Source organism: Kingella oralis (genome assembly GCF_014054985.1).
In the GTDB taxonomy this organism is placed as follows: Bacteria; Pseudomonadota; Gammaproteobacteria; order Burkholderiales; family Neisseriaceae; genus Kingella_B; species Kingella_B oralis.
This window is the reverse complement of the sequence record NZ_CP059569.1, coordinates 48,479-67,602: the sequence shown is the minus strand read 5'-3', so window position 1 is coordinate 67,602 and position 19,124 is coordinate 48,479. Positions and strand designations below refer to the sequence as shown.

Annotated in this window: 17 protein-coding genes; 12 read left to right on the top strand and 5 right to left on the bottom strand. The window is 53.8% G+C overall.

Going from position 1 to position 19,124, the window contains the following annotated elements; all coding sequences use genetic code 11:
* Positions 1-16: 16 nt before the first annotated feature.
* Both arcA and arcD read right to left on the bottom strand, forming a co-directional pair.
* Positions 17-1,261 (bottom strand): arginine deiminase, encoded by a 1,245-nt coding sequence (arcA, locus tag H3L93_RS00375; protein ID WP_003793296.1) that lies wholly within the window; start codon positions 1,259-1,261, stop codon positions 17-19.
* Positions 1,262-1,347: 86 nt separating this feature from the next.
* Positions 1,348-2,805, bottom strand: coding sequence for an arginine-ornithine antiporter (gene arcD / locus H3L93_RS00370; RefSeq protein ID WP_003793294.1), 1,458 nt, complete (start codon positions 2,803-2,805; stop codon positions 1,348-1,350).
* Between the two features lie 335 nt (positions 2,806-3,140).
* On the opposite strand from arcD, the gene H3L93_RS00365 reads away from it, so the two are divergent.
* The 6 genes from H3L93_RS00365 to H3L93_RS00340 all read left to right on the top strand — a co-directional run bounded on the left by H3L93_RS00365 (position 3,141) and on the right by H3L93_RS00340 (position 12,780).
* A complete protein-coding gene (locus H3L93_RS00365; RefSeq protein WP_003793292.1) occupies positions 3,141-4,685 on the top strand; it encodes an ATP-binding cassette domain-containing protein in 1,545 nt (514 codons plus the stop codon).
* Between the two features lie 387 nt (positions 4,686-5,072).
* On the top strand, positions 5,073-6,527 hold the full coding sequence (locus tag H3L93_RS00360) for an OmpP1/FadL family transporter (RefSeq protein WP_040558227.1): 1,455 nt from the start codon (positions 5,073-5,075) through the stop codon (positions 6,525-6,527).
* Positions 6,528-6,702: 175 nt separating this feature from the next.
* Complete coding sequence (locus H3L93_RS00355; RefSeq protein ID WP_003793287.1) at positions 6,703-7,152, top strand: DUF4304 domain-containing protein; 450 nt, start codon at positions 6,703-6,705, stop codon at positions 7,150-7,152.
* A 145-nt stretch (positions 7,153-7,297) separates the two neighbouring features.
* On the top strand, positions 7,298-8,635 hold the full coding sequence (locus H3L93_RS00350) for an Acg family FMN-binding oxidoreductase (RefSeq protein ID WP_246313986.1): 1,338 nt from the start codon (positions 7,298-7,300) through the stop codon (positions 8,633-8,635).
* A 408-nt stretch (positions 8,636-9,043) separates the two neighbouring features.
* The gene (locus H3L93_RS00345; protein WP_003793279.1) at positions 9,044-12,244 is read left to right on the top strand and encodes a YadA-like family protein; all 3,201 of its coding nucleotides are present in this window, start codon (positions 9,044-9,046) and stop codon (positions 12,242-12,244) included.
* Positions 12,245-12,351: 107 nt separating this feature from the next.
* On the top strand, positions 12,352-12,780 hold the full coding sequence (locus H3L93_RS00340) for a hypothetical protein (RefSeq protein WP_040558034.1): 429 nt from the start codon (positions 12,352-12,354) through the stop codon (positions 12,778-12,780).
* 222 nt (positions 12,781-13,002) lie between these two features.
* Here the strand turns inward: H3L93_RS00340 and H3L93_RS00335 are convergent, their stop codons facing one another.
* Complete coding sequence (locus tag H3L93_RS00335; protein WP_003793276.1) at positions 13,003-13,659, bottom strand: DUF4189 domain-containing protein; 657 nt, start codon at positions 13,657-13,659, stop codon at positions 13,003-13,005.
* Between the two features lie 284 nt (positions 13,660-13,943).
* On the opposite strand from H3L93_RS00335, the gene H3L93_RS00330 reads away from it, so the two are divergent.
* From H3L93_RS00330 to H3L93_RS00310, 5 genes are all read left to right on the top strand, one after another.
* The gene (locus H3L93_RS00330) at positions 13,944-14,312 is read left to right on the top strand and encodes a hypothetical protein (protein WP_246313985.1); all 369 of its coding nucleotides are present in this window, start codon (positions 13,944-13,946) and stop codon (positions 14,310-14,312) included.
* A 128-nt stretch (positions 14,313-14,440) separates the two neighbouring features.
* Positions 14,441-15,514 carry an AI-2E family transporter gene (locus H3L93_RS00325; RefSeq protein ID WP_040558222.1) on the top strand — a complete coding sequence of 358 codons (1,074 nt, stop codon included), beginning with the start codon at positions 14,441-14,443 and terminating at the stop codon, positions 15,512-15,514.
* A 34-nt stretch (positions 15,515-15,548) separates the two neighbouring features.
* On the top strand, positions 15,549-15,830 hold the full coding sequence (locus tag H3L93_RS00320; RefSeq protein WP_003793269.1) for a DUF6966 domain-containing protein: 282 nt from the start codon (positions 15,549-15,551) through the stop codon (positions 15,828-15,830).
* A gap of 103 nt (positions 15,831-15,933) precedes the next feature.
* On the top strand, positions 15,934-16,281 hold the full coding sequence (locus H3L93_RS00315) for a DUF2019 domain-containing protein (RefSeq protein WP_040558031.1): 348 nt from the start codon (positions 15,934-15,936) through the stop codon (positions 16,279-16,281).
* A 321-nt stretch (positions 16,282-16,602) separates the two neighbouring features.
* Positions 16,603-17,067, top strand: coding sequence for a Csp1 family four helix bundle copper storage protein (locus H3L93_RS00310; protein ID WP_003793265.1), 465 nt, complete (start codon positions 16,603-16,605; stop codon positions 17,065-17,067).
* 372 nt (positions 17,068-17,439) lie between these two features.
* Here H3L93_RS00310 and H3L93_RS00305 read toward each other — a convergent pair whose 3' ends face one another.
* Together H3L93_RS00305 and H3L93_RS00300 are read right to left on the bottom strand one after the other, a co-directional pair.
* Positions 17,440-18,177: a hypothetical protein gene (locus H3L93_RS00305; RefSeq protein ID WP_003793259.1), complete on the bottom strand. Its 738-nt coding sequence runs from the start codon at positions 18,175-18,177 to the stop codon at positions 17,440-17,442.
* 53 nt (positions 18,178-18,230) lie between these two features.
* A complete protein-coding gene (locus H3L93_RS00300) occupies positions 18,231-18,548 on the bottom strand; it encodes a hypothetical protein (RefSeq protein ID WP_040558029.1) in 318 nt (105 codons plus the stop codon).
* 116 nt (positions 18,549-18,664) lie between these two features.
* Between H3L93_RS00300 and H3L93_RS00295 the strand changes: the two genes are divergently transcribed.
* Positions 18,665-19,123, top strand: a complete 459-nt coding sequence (locus H3L93_RS00295; RefSeq protein WP_003793255.1) for a helix-turn-helix domain-containing protein — start codon at positions 18,665-18,667, stop codon at positions 19,121-19,123.
* Position 19,124 lies beyond the last annotated feature (1 nt).

The following is a 19,124-nucleotide window of genomic DNA, read 5'->3' as shown; positions in this document are numbered from 1 at the left end:
TGCCGATTACTGCAAATCAATAATCAACGGCATCACGCACGATGGGGCAAGTCATGCAGCGACCGCCGCCGCGACCGCGACCCAATTCAGAAGAAGCGATAGAAACTACTTCTACACCAGCATCGCGCAAGCGAGCGTTGGTGTATTTGTTGCGGTCGTAGCCGATTACCACGCCAGGTTCCAATGCGAATACGTTGTTGGCATCGTCCCATTGTTCGCGCTCGGTAGCATAAGCATCGCCGCCCGTTTCCACCACGCGCAATTTAGACAAGCCCAAGGCTTTTTCAACCACTTTAACAAACGATTCACTTTCTTTGCGGATGTCCAAACCGTTTGGTTTAGATGAATCAGGGCGCAGAGAGAATGCGGTAATGCCGCCTACTACGTCGGGATGCGTGTTCACCAAATCGCGGTCGCAGAATGTGAACACCGTATCCAAGTGCATGGCTGCGCGGGTTTTCGGCAACGCCGCCACAATCACGCGTTCTGCCACGCCTTGTTTGAACAAGGCTTGCGCCATTTGGGTAATAGCCTGAGCGGAGCTGCGTTCGCCCATGCCCACCAATACTACTTTATTGCCGATTGGGAATACGTCGCCGCCTTCCAAAGTGGCCGCGCCGTAATCTACGTCAGGATTGCCCCACCAAACTTTTACGCCGCCGTCTTTGGTGAAGTTGGGATGGAATTTATAGATGGCTGTGGTCAGCAGCGTTTCTTGACGACGAGCCGGCCAATACATCGGGTTTAAAGTTACCCCGCCATATACCCAGCTTGTGTTGTCGCGAGTGAATTGAGTGTTGGGAAGAGGAGGAAGAACGAAGCCTGCGCTGCCGTATGCCGCGCGAACCAAATCAGCAGCATCGCTGTGGAAGTCTTTTGGCAAGTCAAATACGCTTACGCCGCCAATTAAGAATTCTGCCTGTTGTTTGGCAGTTAAGCCTTCCAGCCAAGAGCGCAATTCGTGGGAAACGTGCGCGCCTACGCTGTTATCGGTAATTTTACGGTCCAGCACCCATTTGAGTGCTTCTTTGTTTTCAAACGTTTGAGCCAGCATATCGTGCATTTCCAGCACATCAACGCCACGCTCACGCATTTTATTTTGGAAATCCAGATGGTCTTGCTGGGCTTTTTCAATCCACAGCACATCATCAAACAATAGTTCATCGCAGTTCGCAGGAGTCAAGCGAGCATGCGCCAAGCCGGGGGAGCATACCAACACTTGCCTCAATTTGCCTACTTCTGAATAAACACCAGGTTTCATAATCAATCTCCTTAAGACTGGCCCTCAGGCAGCCTGAAAATGCCGCCCGAAAGCATTTCAGAAAAGTACAACTTCAATTGCTCACTTTACAGGCTGAGCTTACCTTGTGCCAAACCCACCACTGCCACAATCGCGCCGATAAACACGGCAGCAACATACAGTTTTTCAACAGCAGAGAAGACGACTTGCTTGTTTTCTTTGCGCGCCCAGATATACACAAACGTGCCGGGAGCATAGAGCAACATAGACAACAGCAAATATTCAACGCCCGCCGCATACAACAGCCAAACACCGTAAACGGTTGCCACCCAAGCGATGATGCTGTCTTTGCCCAAATCTTGCGGGTCTTTGTCATAAGTTTCCTTACGCACGGTCAAAAGCGCAGCATAGGCGGCAGAGAACAAGTAAGGAATCAAAATCATAGAAGTCGCCAGCGCCACCATTTTTTGATAGGAACCCGCAGAGAACAAGTTCAAAATCAAGAAAATTTGCATACCGATGTTGGTTGCCCACAGCGCGTTGATGGGCGCGGCATTTTTGTTTTCGCGGTGGAAGAAGGCGGGAACGGTGCCGTCTTTGGAAGCCACATACAGGGTTTCGGCGGCAAACAGCGTCCAAGCCAGCAGCGCGCCCAACAGGGAAACACCCAAACCGACAGAGATGAACGTTGCACCCCAAGGACCAACCACATGAGCCAAAACGTGCGCCATAGATGGGTTTTCCAAACCAGCCAATTCAGGCTGCTTCATCACACCCGCAGACAATACGTTCACCAAAACCAACAGGGACAACACGCTCAAAAAGCCCAAGATGGTTGCCTTGCCCACATCGGTACGTTTTTCGGCGCTAGCAGAATAAACGCTCGCCCCTTCAATACCAATAAACACCCACACAGTTACCAACATCATGCTTTTTACTTGGGTCATCACGCTGCCCAAATCAGGCGATTTTGTACCCCAGAAGTCGGTGGTGAAAATGTCTAATTTAAATGAGAACAGCAAGATAATGATGAAAGCGAAGAGCGGAATCACTTTGGCGATGGTAATGATGGTGTTGATAAACGCTGCGGTTTTCACACCGCGCAATACCAACATATGCATAGACCAAAGTAAAACAGATGCTAACGCGATACCCCAAACAGATACGCTGGAAGTTACTTCGTGCGTTACGGGGTCGGTGATTGTGGTTTTGAGAGCAGGGAAGAAATAGCCCAGAGTATTCATCAACAGCATTAAGTAAGCAACGTTGCCCACCCATGCACTAATCCAATAACCCCAAGCGGAAGAGAAACCGAGATAATTACCAAACCCTGCTTTGGCGTAGGTATAAACCCCGTTATCCAAATCGGGTTTGCGATTGGCAAGCGTTTGGAACACAAACGCCAATGCCAGCATCCCCACGGCGGTAATCGCCCAACCGATGAGAATCGCACCCACTTCCGCGCCCGATGCCATATCTTTGGGCAGTGAGAAAATCCCACCGCCAATCATTGAACCGATTACCAAGGCGGTAAGCGAACCCAGTTTTAGCTTATGGTCAGCCATTTTTATCACTCCTCAAAAAAACAGAATTTATTTGGAAACTTAAATCTTTATTCATATAATTAACCATAAAATACTGCTCCTAACTATACAAACTTCAACCTAAATAAAAATAAAAGCATAATATTTCTTTATTATGTGAAGTAATATACTCCTCTCACTCTTGGCAAACCTTGATGGGAATCAAATTGAATTAAGATTTTGTTGGAAACTGTTAAGTTGGCTTAATTACACGCCAATTTGTAAATATTTTGTAAAAAATACGAGCATTTTCTGCCTTTGGACACTCGTCCAACTCGCGACTATAATCGCTTTTTTCTTGCGGCCGAGTTATCCCCATGCCCCACGCTGTTCAAATCCAAACTCTATCTCATATCTACAACAAAAAAACCCAAGCCCTAGATAACATTAGCCTAGAAATCCCGCGCGGCGAAACCGTGGGTTTAATTGGGCCGGACGGCGTGGGCAAATCTACCCTGCTCTCCATCATCGCAGGGGTGCGCAAAATCCAAACAGGCAGCGTGTGCGTGCTTGGCGGCGACATGACAAACAAGCACGACCGCCAAGACTTGTCCCACCGCATCGCCTATATGCCGCAAGGCTTGGGCAAAAACCTTTACCCCACGCTCACGGTGCAAGAAAACATTGATTTCCATGCCCGACTATTCGGTTTGAGCAGCACAGAGCGCAAAGCGCGCATCCAAAGGTTATTGGATGCCACGAATCTTGCCCCCTTCCCCGACCGCGCCGCGGGCAAACTGTCTGGCGGCATGAAGCAAAAACTGAGCCTGTGCTGCGCCTTGGTGCACAACCCCGATTTGCTGATTTTGGACGAACCCACCACAGGCGTTGACCCGCTTTCGCGCCGCCAATTCTGGCAGCTCGTGCACGATTTGCAGCAAGAGCAAAGCGGCATGACCGTTATCGTTGCCACCGCCTATATCGATGAAGCCGAGCAATTCCAACATCTGCTCGCAATGGACGCTGGGCATCTGCTTGCCAACGAGCCCACCCAAGCGGTGATGCAGCGGCTCGGCACCGCCACGCTGGAAGATGCCTACATCAAATTGTTGCCACAAGACAAGCAAGACAACGCCGCCGATTTGGTTTTGCCGCCCTTTATCCCCGAAGCCAACGCGCCGCTGGCGATGGAAGCGCATGATTTAACCAAAAAATTTGGCAGCTTCACATCGGTTGACCACGTTAGCTTTGAAATCCAAAAGGGCGAAATATTCGGCTTTCTCGGCTCCAACGGCTGCGGCAAATCCACCACCATGAAAATGCTCACAGGGCTGCTGGAACCCACATCGGGCACCGCCAAACTGCTGGGCGAGCCAATCGACGCAGGCAGCATAGAAACCAAAAAGCGCGTGGGCTATATGTCGCAAGCCTTTTCGTTATACGAAGAGCTCACCGTGCGCCAAAACTTGGAACTGCACGCCAAGCTCTACCAAATCGCCGACGGCAAAACCGCCATCAGCCAAGCCCTGCGCGATTTTGACCTATCCGCCGTGGAACACACCAAGCCCGCCAGCCTGCCGCTGGGCATCCGCCAGCGCCTGCAACTTGCCGCCGCCTGCCTGCATTCGCCCGAAGTGCTGATTTTGGACGAACCCACATCAGGCGTTGACCCCGCCGCCCGCGCCATGTTTTGGCGCACCCTGCTCAAACTCTCGCGCCAAGACCGCATCACCATTTTCGTTACCACCCACTTTATGAACGAAGTGGAACGCTGCGACCGCATCAGCCTGATGCACCGCGGGCGCGTGTTGGCGATGGGCACGCCCGCCGAATTGGTGAAACAAAGCGGGCAGCCCAATATGGAAGAAGCGTTTATTCATTATTTGGAACAAGACGCGGCGGAAACGGGGAAAATGGTGTGAGGCAGCCTGAAAATGGCGTAGCGCATCCATCGCCCCTATCGCCCAGCATAAAGGCAGCCTGAAAACCATTTTCGGCTTTCAGGCTGCCTTTGGTATGAGCTTTTAATTTGAAAGCACAATAATTTAGCTTTTCAGGCTGCCTCATAACGCGCATTCATCTGCCCGCGCATTCCATCATCAAAAGCAGCCTGAAAACGCCCCATCCCCTTTTCAGGCTGCCTCTTCATCAAAACCCCCCCATCACTTAAAATTTTTCCAACAAATCTTAACAAACCTCTACACAACCCCCAAAAATCCCATTAGAATGATATTTCTAGTTTTACCCTGATTAAGGCAGCCTGAAAATTTCACGCCGCCTAAATTTTTGTCTAAACGATGGTCATCTACATGAAAACACACAACAAAATCAAAATCACCACCGCATTCATCAGCCTAGCAATTGCCCAACACGCCGCCGCATCGGGCTACCATTTCGGCACGCAGTCGGTGGGCGCGCAAAGCACCGCCAACGCCGCCGCAGCCGAAGCCGCCGACGCCAGCACCCTGTTCTACAACCCCGCGGGCCTAACCCATCTGGACGGCAAAGCCGAAATCACTGGCGCAATCAACATCGTTGCCCCCGCGCTCAAATATCACGATGCCCAAGCCAGCTACTACCAAGGCGGCAACGTGCAAGGCGCAACCAGCGGCAAAATCACCAAAACCACCGCCGCGCCCCATGTTTACGGCGCATACAAGCTCAACGACCGCGTAACGCTCGGCATGGGGATGTACATCCCGTTTGGCTCGAAAACCGACTATCAAGACGACTCCGTATTACGCTACAACATCAAAAAACTGGGCTTGACCAGCATCGCGCTTGAACCTGCCGTTGCGTTCAAATTCAACGAGAAACATTCATTTGCCGTGGGCCTGATTGCCCAATATTCGGAAGCGGAGCTGACCAAATACGCCGATTGGAGCGCCGCCCGCGACAACCGCACCCTCGCCGCCACCGCCGCCGCATTGCAACGCATGGGCATCCCCGCAGCCGCCACCGCCAACCGCGCCAACTGGCAAGGGCGCGGCGACGTGAAAGGGCACGACTGGGGCTTCGGCTACCATCTGGGCTGGATGTTTGATGTAAACGACAAATTCCGCCTCGGCGTTGCCTACCGCTCCAAAGTGAGCCACAACCTGAAAGGCACCGCCAAATGGCAACCCGCAGGCGCGGTGGTGCAAGTGCCCGCGATTGCCAACTACATCCAATCGCCCACTACCACCGCCACCGCATTGGGCGCAGGGCGCGGCTACCTGCCCAGCGAAGACGCATCGGTGCACATCACCACGCCCGAATCGCTCTCGCTGCACGGCATGTATCGCGCCAGCGACAAGCTCAACCTGTTTGGCGACATCACTTGGACGCGCCACAGCCGCTTCAACAAAGCCGACCTTGTGTTCGGCAACACCAAAAACGTGGTAAACGGGCAATCCAACCGCACCACCATCACGCCCAACTGGCGCAACACCTACAAAATCGCGCTCGGCGGCGCGTATCAATACAGCGAACCCTTACAGCTGCGCGCGGGCATCGCCTTTGACCAAAGCCCCGTGAAAAGCGCAGAAGACCGCCTGAACACCATGCCCGATGCCAACCGCATGTGGTTTTCCGTGGGCGCGCGCTACGCCTACAAAAAACGCCATGTGTTTGACACCGCGCTGTCTTATGTGCACATCCACAGCAGCCGCTTCAACGCGCCGCGTGCCGTCGGCACCGATGTGGACAGCAAAGGCGCATCCAGCGCCAAATTCAAAGCCTCCGCCACCATTTTGGGCTTGCAGTACACCTATAAATTTGAGTGATGCGGGATATACCAAAGGCAGCCTGAAAACGGGGGAGGGTTTCAGGCTGCCTTTTTTATCGTTGATTTATCGTTGATGAGCATGCAAGGATACGGCTGCCGCTCCGTTTTAGGTTTCAGGCTGCCTTCGGGGTTGGGCAAAGCCTCCCGCCCCCAATCCCCCAAAGAGAATCACCATGACCGACGCAAAAACCTTCTTAAAGCAACTGCGGGCAACCTTGAAACAACACGGTTTCCAACGCCTCAACGCCAACAATTACTTCCACCGCGCCGAATTTCTGCTGTGCCTGTTCACCATCCAAAAAAGCATGTACGGCGGGCAGTATTATTTTGACGTGTATTACCGCCTGGCGGACGACGACCCCAAAGAGAAAAACTACCGCGCGCTGTGGTTCGGGCGGCTGGAAAGCCTGTTTGCGACGGAACACGAAACGATACGCAGCATAGATTTTGACGACCCCGCCTTGGTCAGACAGTTCGCCCCGCAGTTTCTGGCCCGCCTGCCCGCCATCGCCGACGACTTGGCGGCATGGACGGACACAACGGCATTCCTGCAACGCTTCGGCGGCGATTTTTCGGCAGAGCAGCAGGCAGCGATTGCCGCGCACACGTTCCGCCCCGAATAAACGTTTCCCGCCCGCACGCCGTTCGGGCAGCCTGAAACGCCGTTTGCCCGTTTTCAGGCTGCCCTTTCATAGAGCCGCCAAGGCAGCCTGAAACCCAAAACGAAGCAGCGGCGGCTTATCGCCAAATGGCGCAGGTCGGGCATTGATGCCCGGCAAACAACCGGCACATAAACATCAGTCGGGCAGCAAATGCTCGACCGACATCGGTTGCAGATTCTGCCAAAGCAGCCTGCGCAGTGAAACGGCGTGGCAAAGCGAAAACAAGTTTACGCGCTACCGCCACCCTGTTTCAGGCTGCCCAATCCCGCGTGGGGTGTGCAACTTGATTGCCATGCCGTTCATCATGCTCAACAGCAGCCTGAAACCCACCGCAGCGTGTAATGCGTGCCGCTTCACCGCGCACGCCGTCCGCCCATCCCGCAGAAACCTTGTTTCAGGCTGCCTTGAACCCCATCTCAGAGGCAGCCTGAAACCCCGTCCCAAGGAGCATGCCATGTCCCATCCAACCGATTTTCACGCCCTTATCGAAGCCGCCGTCCGCGCCCCGTCCGGCCACAATTCCCAGCCGTGGCAGTTTGCGCTTGGCGACGACCGCATCACCATCGACCCCGATTTCTCCCGCCGCCTAAGCGCCGTCGATCCCGATAACCGCGAACTCTTCATCAGCCTCGGCTGCGCCTTGGAAAACCTCTGCCTCGCCGCCGCGCATTCCGGTTACGCCGCCCAAGAGCACCTTGCCGACGACGGCACCGTCCACATCGCCCTACACCAGCAGCCCGAACCCACAAAGCAGCCTGAAAACGAAGCCCTATACGCCCAAATTCCCCGCCGCCAAACCAACCGCGCCACCTACAACGGCAGCCCCATACCCCAAGCCCAGCTAGACCCCATTCTCGCCGCCCAACAAAGCGACACCGTCTCCCTACACGCCTTCGCCCCCAGCGCACCCGAGTTCGCCACCCTCACCCAAGCCGTTATCGCAGGCAACAGCGCCCAAATGAACGACCCCGCCTTCAAAGCCGAGCTGCTGTCATGGATACGCTTCAACCAAAACCACAGCAACGCCACCCGCGACGGGCTCAGCTACGCCGTTATGGGCGCGCCCAACCTGCCCGCATGGATTTCGCGCCCCATTATTCGCGCCATGCTCAACGCCAAACGGCACAACCGCAGCGACCGCGCCAAAATCGCCAGCTCCTCGCACCTACTGCTGATTGCCAGCACAGAAGACAACCCCGCCACATGGCTCACCACAGGGCGCACCCTGCAACGCACCCTGCTCGCCCTCACCCAGCACGGCATCGCCCATGCCTACCTCAACCAACCCTGCGAAGTCCCCGCCCAACGCACCCAGCTCGCCCAACTGCCCGCGCTCGGCAGCAAACAACCACAAATCCTACTGCGCCTCGGCTACGCCGCCGCCATGCCCTATTCACAGCGCAGAGCAGTGGACAGCGTTATCCAAACAACACAGGCAGCCTGAAAAGCATCGCACGACAAAACAACAACGACACAAATAGGGCGTACAGCTCTGCCACGCACACGGTTTACAAAATCTCAACAACCCAAGCCCGCGTGCGTGCCTACGGCACACACCCTACACGCCGATTAAATCGGACATTTCTTGATTTACTCCGCCATAAAATAGCCCAGTAAGCCCCCACCATTTTCAGGCTGCCTCCCGCCTCACCATATCTTGGTAAAAATACAACGATTTAACCATAGCACCAGCAAATGAAAGCTGTATAATTTCGCCGATTTCATCAACACATAGCCTTCTCCATGAGAAGGCTTTTTTGGGGCAGCCTGAAACAGCTTGCCCCTTGTTCAATCATGCACAGAAACACCGTTTGTTTCTGTTTTTATTTTTGAAAACTCACAGGAAAAACACATGAACAAAACCTATCGCGTCGTTTGGAATGAACACACCAACACATGGACAGTGCTACAAGAAACCGCCAAAGCCCGTGGCAAATCAGGCAATCGCATCAGCAAAGCATTGGCACTTTCCGTGTCCCTGTTTGGCTTTTACGCCGCCAGCAGCACCGTAGCCTATGCCCAACCAGGCATCTACATGAATGACTACCAAGACACAGGTTGTGCCGCCAGCTACGACCAAGTGGAAAAAACAGGCGTATATGGTTTATTAGGTAACATGCCCCCCTCAACCGAAACCTATAACAACGGTCAAGCCAATAAAACCCACCACTCCGACTTCGGCATTAAAACAGGCTTCAACCCTTGTAGCCCCACAGGCAACTCCGCTCAAAATTTTGATACCCAAACCAACCGCACTTTATTCTACGGCGACGCCACCTTTGGCTACGCCATTGACGAAAAAAATGCAGGCTCTAAACACTTAACCCTCGGCGGTCGCCTAGATGTAAACAGCGGCATCATCGGCGTAGGCAATAAAGGCGTAAACGGCGTAGGCGCAACCAACAGCATTCGCATGGGCAGCGGCACATCTTTGGACGCAACCAACGATGCCGATAAAGCCATCACCATCGGCGTAGATAGCGGCGCAACCGCCAAAAATGCCACCGCCATTGGTCATGGCACCAAAGCGGGCGGGCAAAACGCCTTTGCCGCAGGTTTAGACACCCATGCCGACAATGAAAACACCGTTGCCATTGGCACAAACGCCAACGCCAGCGGCAAAACTTCAACCGCAGTAGGGCAAGGCGCGCAATCCAGCCACCAATCCGCTACCGCCATTGGCGATGGCGCAAAAGCCCTGAACGATTACGCCACCGCTCTGGGTGTAACCGCCAATGCCAGCGAAGCGGGCGCATTAGCCGTCGGCATGACTTCCGCCGCCAGCGCATGGAACAGCGCCGCCATCGGCAGCAACGCCTCCGCATCAGGCTCAACTTCCCTTGCCGCAGGCTACAAAGCATCAGCAGGCAGCAGCAACTCTCTTGCTGTGGGCAGCTCTGCCAAAGCAACGGCAACCAATGCCAGCGCATACGGTCATATCGCAACCGCAAAAGGCATCAGCGCCAGCGCGTTTGGGCATGGGGCGAATGCAGAGAAAGACCACACCGTAGCCGTCGGCTCTGCTGCGCAAGCCACCGAGCTGGGTGCGATTGCCATCGGTAACGATGCCCAAGCCACCGCCATTGATGCGCTGGCAAACGGTAAAAACAGCCGTGCATTGGGCGAGCGTGCGACTGCGGTGGGCAACTCCGCACGGGCAAACAACCAAGATTCGGTAGCCGTTGGCAACGGCGCACAGGCCAGCGCAGATTATGCATTCGCTGCCGGAACCGGTTCCGTTGCCAAAGCGGCAGGCGCCGTTGCGCTGGGTAACGATGCCAAGGCAAACCACGAAGGGGCAGTTGCGCTTGGCCGCGCTTCGGAAACTGCTGCGGCTGTCGGCACCAGCAGCGCCACAGTAAACGGCATTAGCTATTCCGGTTTTGCCGGCGACGCCCCTGATTCCACCGTCAGCGTCGGCAGCGACAGCCTGAAACGTACCGTTACCAATGTGGCCGCAGGCCGCATCAACGCCACCAGCACCGATGCCATCAACGGCAGCCAGCTGTATCTCACCCAAGCCGCCATCGGCAATGTGGGCACCACCATTAAGAACATTCTGGGCGGCAACGCAGCCTTGGGCACAGACGGCAAACTAAGCATGACCAACATCGGCGGCACAGGCAAAAACACCATCCACGAGGCGATTCAGGCTGCCAACAATAGCGCCAATGCCGCTAACGCAGGCTTCACAATCGCTGCCGACGATGATGCTGTGGGCATTACCGCTGATAACAAAACTATCAAGCCAAGCGAAACGCTAACCATTAAAGGCACAGGCAGCCTGAATGCGGGCAAATCGTTTGCCGATGACTACAACAGCGACAACATCCGCACCCAAGTGAGCGGCGACGGCACCGTTACCATCGGCTTGAAACGCGATTTGGACGTGAACAGTGTTACCGCCACCGACGCAGCAGGCAACAAAACCGTTACCAACGCCGCAGGCACAACGGTTACCAACGCCGCAGGCAACAGCACCAGCGTTGGCGCGAACGGCGTTGTTATCACTCCGCCTGCGGGCAGCGGCAAAAACGCCGTGGCGCTGACAGGCAACGGCTTGAACAACGGCAACAACACCATCACCGGCGTGAAAAATGGCGTAGCGCCCACCGACGCGGTGAACGTAAGCCAGTTGGACGCGGTTAAGACAATGGCAAAAGCAGCCAAAACCGAAGTAACGTCCAGCGACAACAGCATCAGCATCACGCCGTCCACCAACGCCGCCACAGGCGCAACGGTGTATGACTTAGCCGTGAAAACCGACGGCACCACCATCACCAAAGTCGCAGACGGCAGCCTGAAAGCCAACACCACCGCGCTCACGCCCGCCGCCAACGGCAGCATTGTTGCCCCCGCTGCCGCCGATGCAGGCAAACTCGCCACCGCAGGCGACATCGCCAACGCCATCAACCAAGCAGGCTTCAACCTGACCACCACCGCCAGCACAGGCAGCGTTTCAGGCAGCAGCGTATCGCGCGTGAACGCAGGCAAAACGGTTACCATTGATGCCGGCAAAAACATCCGCGTAACCCAAAACGGCAACACCGTGAGCATCGCCACCCAAGACAACGCCAGCTTTGACAGCGTTACCACGGGCAACACCAAAATCGACAACAACGGCTTGACGATTAACGGCGGCCCCAGCGTAACCCAAGCAGGCATTGACGCAGCAGGCAACAAAATCACCAACGTTGCCGCAGGCACCGACCCCACCGATGCCGTCAATGTGAGCCAACTGAACGCACGCCTTGGCGCGACAGGACAAGTTGCCGCCGCCAAACTGCAACAGTTGGAAGACAAAATTGACAAAAACCAAGACCGCGCCAACGCAGGCATCGCAGGCGCAATCGCCCAAGGCACCATTCCGCAAGTTACCCGCCCCAGCGCGTTTGGCTTGGGCGTGGGCACGGGCTACTACGGCGGGCAATCCGCGCTTGCCGTGGGCGCATCGGCGATGACCGACGGCGGCAACTGGATTTTCAAAGGCAATGTTTCCGTGAACAGCAAAGGGCGCGTGGGCGCAGGCGCAGGCGCGCTGTTCCAATGGTAAGCGGATGCCGCGCATAATCTGACGCAGCAAAGCAAGGCAGCCTGAAAACGGGGAGAACCGTTTTCAGGCTGCCTTTACCCTCTCATCTTTCATCTTGAAACTATCCCATGCCCCGCATCACCCATTTTCTCCTATCCTGCCCGTCAGCAGCCGAGCTTTCGCCCAGCAACCCTGAACGGCAAACCGTTTTGCAGCGCACGCCCCAAAAATTATCATGGCGTTTTTGCGGGCGCAATCACACGCTGACAAACCGACACGGGCTGGCTGCCGCCCGTGTGGGCGCGGATAAAATCGCCATTGTGGAAGCCCCGTTTGATGCCCGCCAAAACCAAGCCTACCTGATAAACGGCTGCGGGCAACGGCTACACGATTGGAAAACGAAACTGGCGGATTTTGTGGTGTACGATGTGGCGGCGGCAAACGGCGAAATCGCCCTGTTCGCCTATTGCCTGAAAGACCGCTGGGATTATCGGATTGCGGTGGCGATAAGCGATAACGGCGAAACCGCGCCGATGCGGTTCACGCGGATAAAATAGGCAGACTGAAAGTCTTTCTCGCCAATTCATCACGCCATCATTGCCAAAATGTTTAACGTGCCTCATCTAGCGTAAGCGACTGATGCAGCCAAGACAGTCTGAAACAGTTTGAGGCAGCCTGAAAATAAAAAACCGTCTGCTAATGAACATTCAGACGGTTTTTCACTACAACCTAGTTCATGATTCAGGGTGTCCCAAAGTTACCTTTATTAAATAGGGTGCTTAACCACCCATTTTCCCAAAGAATGAGGGCATAGGCTGCATTCTATTGCCGTTTTTACCAGGAAAAATATACGCAGGCTGTTCATAGCGGCAAGACTTATCGGTCATCAGGTTGCAAGGCGTGGCACAGGAAGCAGGCGCACCTGGAACGGGTTCGCAGCTTTGTCCACCTTGGTCTTTGCAATTCGCCACCGCCACTTTTTTGGCAAACGGTCCTGTGGGACCATAGCCGTATGCGTTTAAAGGTTTGCTACCTTTACGCCCTTGTGCCAAGGCAAAGCACAGATTGCTATAAATTACAGCAGTTTTGCAGTTGCGCCCGCCTTCCTTTCGGCATTGCTTTATGACATCAGCTGAGGCGGCATCGGGCGTGTTGTAGGCTTTATCCGTTACCCAAATCATTTTCATATTACCGCCGTCATCTAGCGAAAACGCGCCCCATTTGCGCGGCTGCATTTTGCGCGTAGCTAATTCCGCTTCGGAAGGCAGCTTCTTCATTTCCTCTACGATTGGCATGGTATTTTCTACCTTTTCCTGAGAATATTCGTTGCCGTTCTTGCCTGCCTGCATCAATTCATAAGCAAGAGAGCCTTGGCAGCCAGTCAACAACGCGCTAAGCGTGGTAACAACCAACAAATGTTTTTTGTGAAACAACATAATGATTCCTTATTCAAACAGTTGATTAAAACGAGGATTGCCATTTAGCAGATAATAATTATACTGTTTTTATATGGTTTGCAGTTATGAAAATGTGTACAACATAGCTTTTAGCCATCCACATTGCTATCCCAGCCTACTGAACTAACCTATAATATACAACCTTCCAGTTTGTTCATTTTTTTGGAGACATTATGCTTTTATCGCAATCTTGTTTAAAACCCATTTTGCTGTTGTCTGCTATGGCGTTGATGCTTTCTGGTTGTGAAACAGTGGATAAAATTATGAGTACTGATATTTCACCCAATGGCGCAATCAATGCAGCACGAAAAGGCGTGGCAGGTGCGCGCTTTCGGGGCAAACACATCATTGCTGCTTATTCGGAATTTGGTAAGGCAGACAATATTGAACACGGAATTATCCAAGAAGGTAAACTGAAAGGGCAGGAAGGCTATATTTACACTTGGCTGGCAATCAGCGAAAACAGTGCTTCAACCCATTATCTCGGCAGCGGTTACCACAGCAACGGCGACCGAACCGATTACTATGAACAGGGCGTAACCAACTTCACGCGCTACCGCTATTTCATTACCGATAACAACCACATTATCCGCGACTATAAAGAGAGCGAACATCGGGCGCGGGTGCAGTAATGGCTTTATGTTAAATGGAAAGGCAGCCTGAAAGTGAATTGACGAGCTTCTGCGAAGCTAAAATGAACTTTCAGGCTGCCCTTTTTTGTTTACAATCCCCCTTTTTCCACTTCCCCCATATCACCCCCATGTACCTCCCCAACAAAAAACGCCCATGGCTGCCGTGGCTGGCCGGCTTTCTGCTTATCGCCTTTCTGGTTGCCTTTTTCCACTTTCTTGGCGGCATACTCACGCCGTTTATCATCGCCGCCGTGCTGGCGTATATCCTCAACCCACTGGTGAGCAAGCTGGAAGCGCACGGCATCAAGCGCGGGCGCGCTTCCATGTGGGTGATGCTGTTCGCGCTGTTTTTGCTCACCGCGCTGCTGCTGGTCATTGTGCCGATGCTGGTGCAGCAGTTGCAAAGCATCATCCAAAAGCTGCCGCAGTTTGCCGATTACATCCACCGCACCGCGCTGCCGTGGTTTAACCAAAAATTCGGGCATTACCTCTCGCTCAACAACGAAACCGCCGCCAACTGGCTGCGCAGCAACGCGCAAACCATCCAAACGCGCATCCAGCAAGCCTTGCCCGCGCTGATGCAAAGCGGCGCATCGCTGGCAACCAGTTTGAGCAACATCGTGCTGCTGCCGCTTTTGCTGTATTACTTTTTGCTGGATTGGGCGCGCTGGGAAGCGGGGGCAACCGAGCTGGTGCCGCGCCGTTATCTGGACACCTACACCCGCATCACCGGCAATATGAACACCGTGCTGGGCGAATTTTTGCGCGGGCAGCTGATGGTGATGCTGATTATGGGCACGCTCTATGGCACGGGGCTGATGCTCACGGGCTTGGAATCGGGCTTTGCCATCGGCATGGTGGCGGGCATTCTGGTGTTCGTGCCCTATCTGGGCGCGTTCACCGGGCTGCTGCTGGCAACGCTCGCCGCGCTGCTGCAATTCGGCTCGTGGCACGGCTTGGTTTCCGTGTGGGCGGTGTTTGCCGTGGGGCAGTTTTTGGAAAGTTTCCTGATTACGCCGAAAATTGTGGGCGACAAAATCGGGCTGTCGCCGTTTTGGGTGATTTTTTCGCTGATGGCGTTCGGGCAGCTGCTCGGCTTTGTCGGCATGCTGGTGGCGCTGCCCTTGGCGGCTGTCTGCCTTGTGCTGCTGCAAGAGGGCAAGCAGGCGTATGTGAGCAGTAGTTTTTACCGCAAGCGATAGGCAGCCTGAAACCGCAGGCGGCAACAAAGTTAAAATGCAACGCTCAGAAATCAAAGCATTATGCGCGCAGATTCACCGTTTGCTTGCCGCGCAAACCAATGAACCCGCATGGGCGGCGATTTTTGCCGGTTTGCTGGCGCGATTAAACGATGAAACCGCCCCGCTCGCCCCTATTCAAGCCGACATTCGGCGGCTGTTTGCGGGCGCGGGTTCGTTCAGCGATTTGGTGATGCAAACGCGCGGCGCGACGGATACGGCGGCGGATACGCAGTTGGATAGGCTTCGCGCGAAATTGTTTGAGCTGATTTCATCCTGAATAGAAGGCAGCCTGAAAACAAGTTTAGATGCACGTTTTAGCTTCGCTGAAACCCTCTTCGCTCGTTTTCAGGCTGCCTCAAACATCCCCCAAGGCTAAAACCATGCCCCGCCTTAAAATAACCCGATTCGCCGCCCAAGCCGAATGCCACTACCAAGCCACGCAGCAAGGCAATGCCCGCACCGCCAATCGCGCCTATGCCCAAATCGTCCGAGCCAAAGACAGCCTAGTCGCCGGCGGGCATTTGGCGGCACTCGTCCCGCTGCTTTGCCACGAACACGCCGCCGTGCGGCTATGGGCGGCGCGTTATTTGTTATTCTGCCCGCCGTTTGCCCAGCAAACCGAAGCTGTTTTAACCACTATTGCCGCACACGGCGCAGGCATTTTAATCGCCGATGCCAAGCAAACGCTTACCCAATGGCGCAAGGGGAATTTGACGTTGGGTGATTGAGCAGAGGCAGCCTGAAAACTCAATATGGAGCGGCGATGGCTCGTCGCCAAGTCGTTCAATAGGGCTTGATGGGTTGGCAGATGTCGGCGAGCCGCCGACGCGCCACCAGTTGCAGGCTTTGCAGAGGCAGCCTGAAAATCATATTGCCGAGCTTGCGCGAAGCAAAAAACACCATTCCCCATTTTCAGGCTGCATCACGCCATAAAATAACGTAAAATGCCGTTTCTTAGCATTTCAGGCTGCCTTATCCCATATTCACGGCAGCCTGAAATTTATTCCCAACGGGCACACGCCCACTTTACACAAAGGACGTTCCATAACATGAACCGCCGCCAATTTATCAGCAGCACCGCCGCAGCCGCCACCCTGGCCGCCGTTGCCACCGCCGCCCAAGCCCACGACCATCACGACCACGCCGCGCACGGCAGCCACGCCATGCCCGCCGCAGCCCCCCGCGCATACGAAGCCGCGCGCGCCGCCGCCGAGCATTGCGTTGCCGCAGGGCAAGTGTGCCTGAGCCACTGCATCGCCCTGCTCTCTAGCGGCGACACTTCCATGAAAGACTGCGCCGTTGCCGTGAACCAAATGCTCGCCTTGTGCGGCGCCATCCAAAACCTAGCCGCGCAAAATTCGCGCCTCACGCCCGCATTGGCAAAAGTGTGCGTTGAAGCCTGCAAACAATGCGCCGAAGCCTGCAAAGCCCACGCCGCGCACCACGCCGAATGCAAAGCCTGCTACGAATCTTGCCTAAACTGCATTAAAGCGTGCGAAAAAATCGCCGCCTAACCGGCAGCCTGCGTAGCGAAGCGCAGTTGCGAAGCTAAAATCAAACGCCGCGCGGGGGAAGTCCTAGCGCGGCGTTTTGCTGGTGATTTGCTGGTGATTGGAAGAAGCGGCAGCATCTGGCGCGGCATAAAACCGCGCCCGTTGCCGATACGGGCAAACCGCCCACGCGCCCTATTCATGCCGATGCCTTTGCCCAACCGATAAGGCAGCCTGAAATCTTTGCAAAACCCCAGTGGCAGCCTGCGTAGCGCAGCGGAGTTGCAAAGCTAAAATCGGTTTTCCTGTTTCAGGCTGCCTTCTGCATATCGCCATATATCAGCCCTATAAGCGCGAACCACAATCATCATAAAACTGCATCGGCACCAATCATCTCTATTCTTTGTTTACCAGCAGTTCCGCCAATCTTTCACCAAATTTCTGCAAAGACACATTACTGTTCAAACCATGAGAGCCGCTTGGAAAGGGTAACACCGCCAGCAATGTGCCGTTTTCATTGCGTTTCCATTTTAATTTTTTCCCTGCAATTTCCTCTTGTTTGAAGCTGCGAAAACCGTCTGAAAACGCAGCGTTAAACTCGTTATCGTAAGATGTGCCGAAGCCGATAATCAGGCGCGGGCGGTATTTTTCCACCCAAGCATTCATTTCGGCAAAACGGTATCTGTTGCAGAAATTCACGTATTCCTGTTTGTCGGCAAAACCCGTAATCTCGGAAAACTCCTGCTGCCAAAGGCCTGCATCGGTGTTTTTAAACGCAATCGGATACAGGTTCATTTTGAAATAGCCCGAACCGGCTTTGTGCACAAACGGCTGCACTTCTTCGGCAAAGCGGCGGTAGTCTTCCACCTGCCCGCCGTTGAGGGCGGTCAGCAATTTGCAGACGCTGATATTGTAAGGACAGTCCACGCATTCCTGCCAAGCCTCATAGCCGAAATCCGTATCGCCTGTGTACGGTTCTGCCGCAATTTGCCGTAAATTTTCAACGGTGTGCCCGCCGCCCCATTCGATGCCACACACCCATACCGACGATTTTTCGGGCGAGCCGATGTCGCCGCCATCGCAGCCGTGGAAGTCGCGCAGCCAGTCGTATTCTTGTTTGATGTCCATATCCATATCTGTCTCCGAATGTAAAAGTCGCCTGAAAGGTTTTCAGACGACCTACTGGCTTACCAAAGTTTCAATATCAGTTGTCCGAACGCAACCAATATGGGCTCGCCGTTAATATCGTAAGTGCTTGCCGAAGTGGCATTGGATTTCGGCTTGATTTTCTGCCCATCCACTACCCAAGTATTGTGGGTGGTAGCACCATTTTTGGGTTTAATTTCTCTACCGTCAAACAGCCATGTATTGTGGCTAGTAGCCCCATATTTGGGTTTGATTTCTCTGCCATCAAACACCCATGTGTTATGGTTGGTAGCATTGCGTTTGGGCTTTAATTCTCTGCCGTCGCATACCCAATTAACATTTGAAACAATGTTAGGCACAGTTTGTCCTTTTTATTTATTAAAGTGAGTTACGTTTTGCCGCATCAACAAAATTCTGAATATAAATATCCATGCAGTAATTTATTGTTAAGGCAGACAATGATAAACTTCTCACCATGTATAAAACACCCACTACCAGTATCGGCAACACCAACCAACAAGGAAGCCTGATGAAAGTGCATGAAAAAATCCGTAAAATTCGCGAGTTAAAAAACTTCTCGCAGGAAAACATGGCAGAGCAGCTGCAAATGTCGGTAAACGGCTATGCGAAAATTGAGCGTGGAGAAGTGGGTTTGCAAATGGACAAGCTGGAAAAAATAGCCGATGTGTTGGGCATGGACGTGGTGGATTTGCTTTCAGTAGATAAAAGTTTGGTGTTTTTAAATATGGAAAACAGCACCAATTCTACCAATTACTACGCCGCACAGGAGCAATATGTAATTGAAATTGAAAAGCTGAAACAGCAAAACAGTTATATACAAGCTATGTTAATAGAAAAAGAAAAACTGATTGCTTGGCAAAAACAGCAGCTTGATGCTTTAACTGAGCTGTTGAAAACCGTCGGTAAAGAATAAG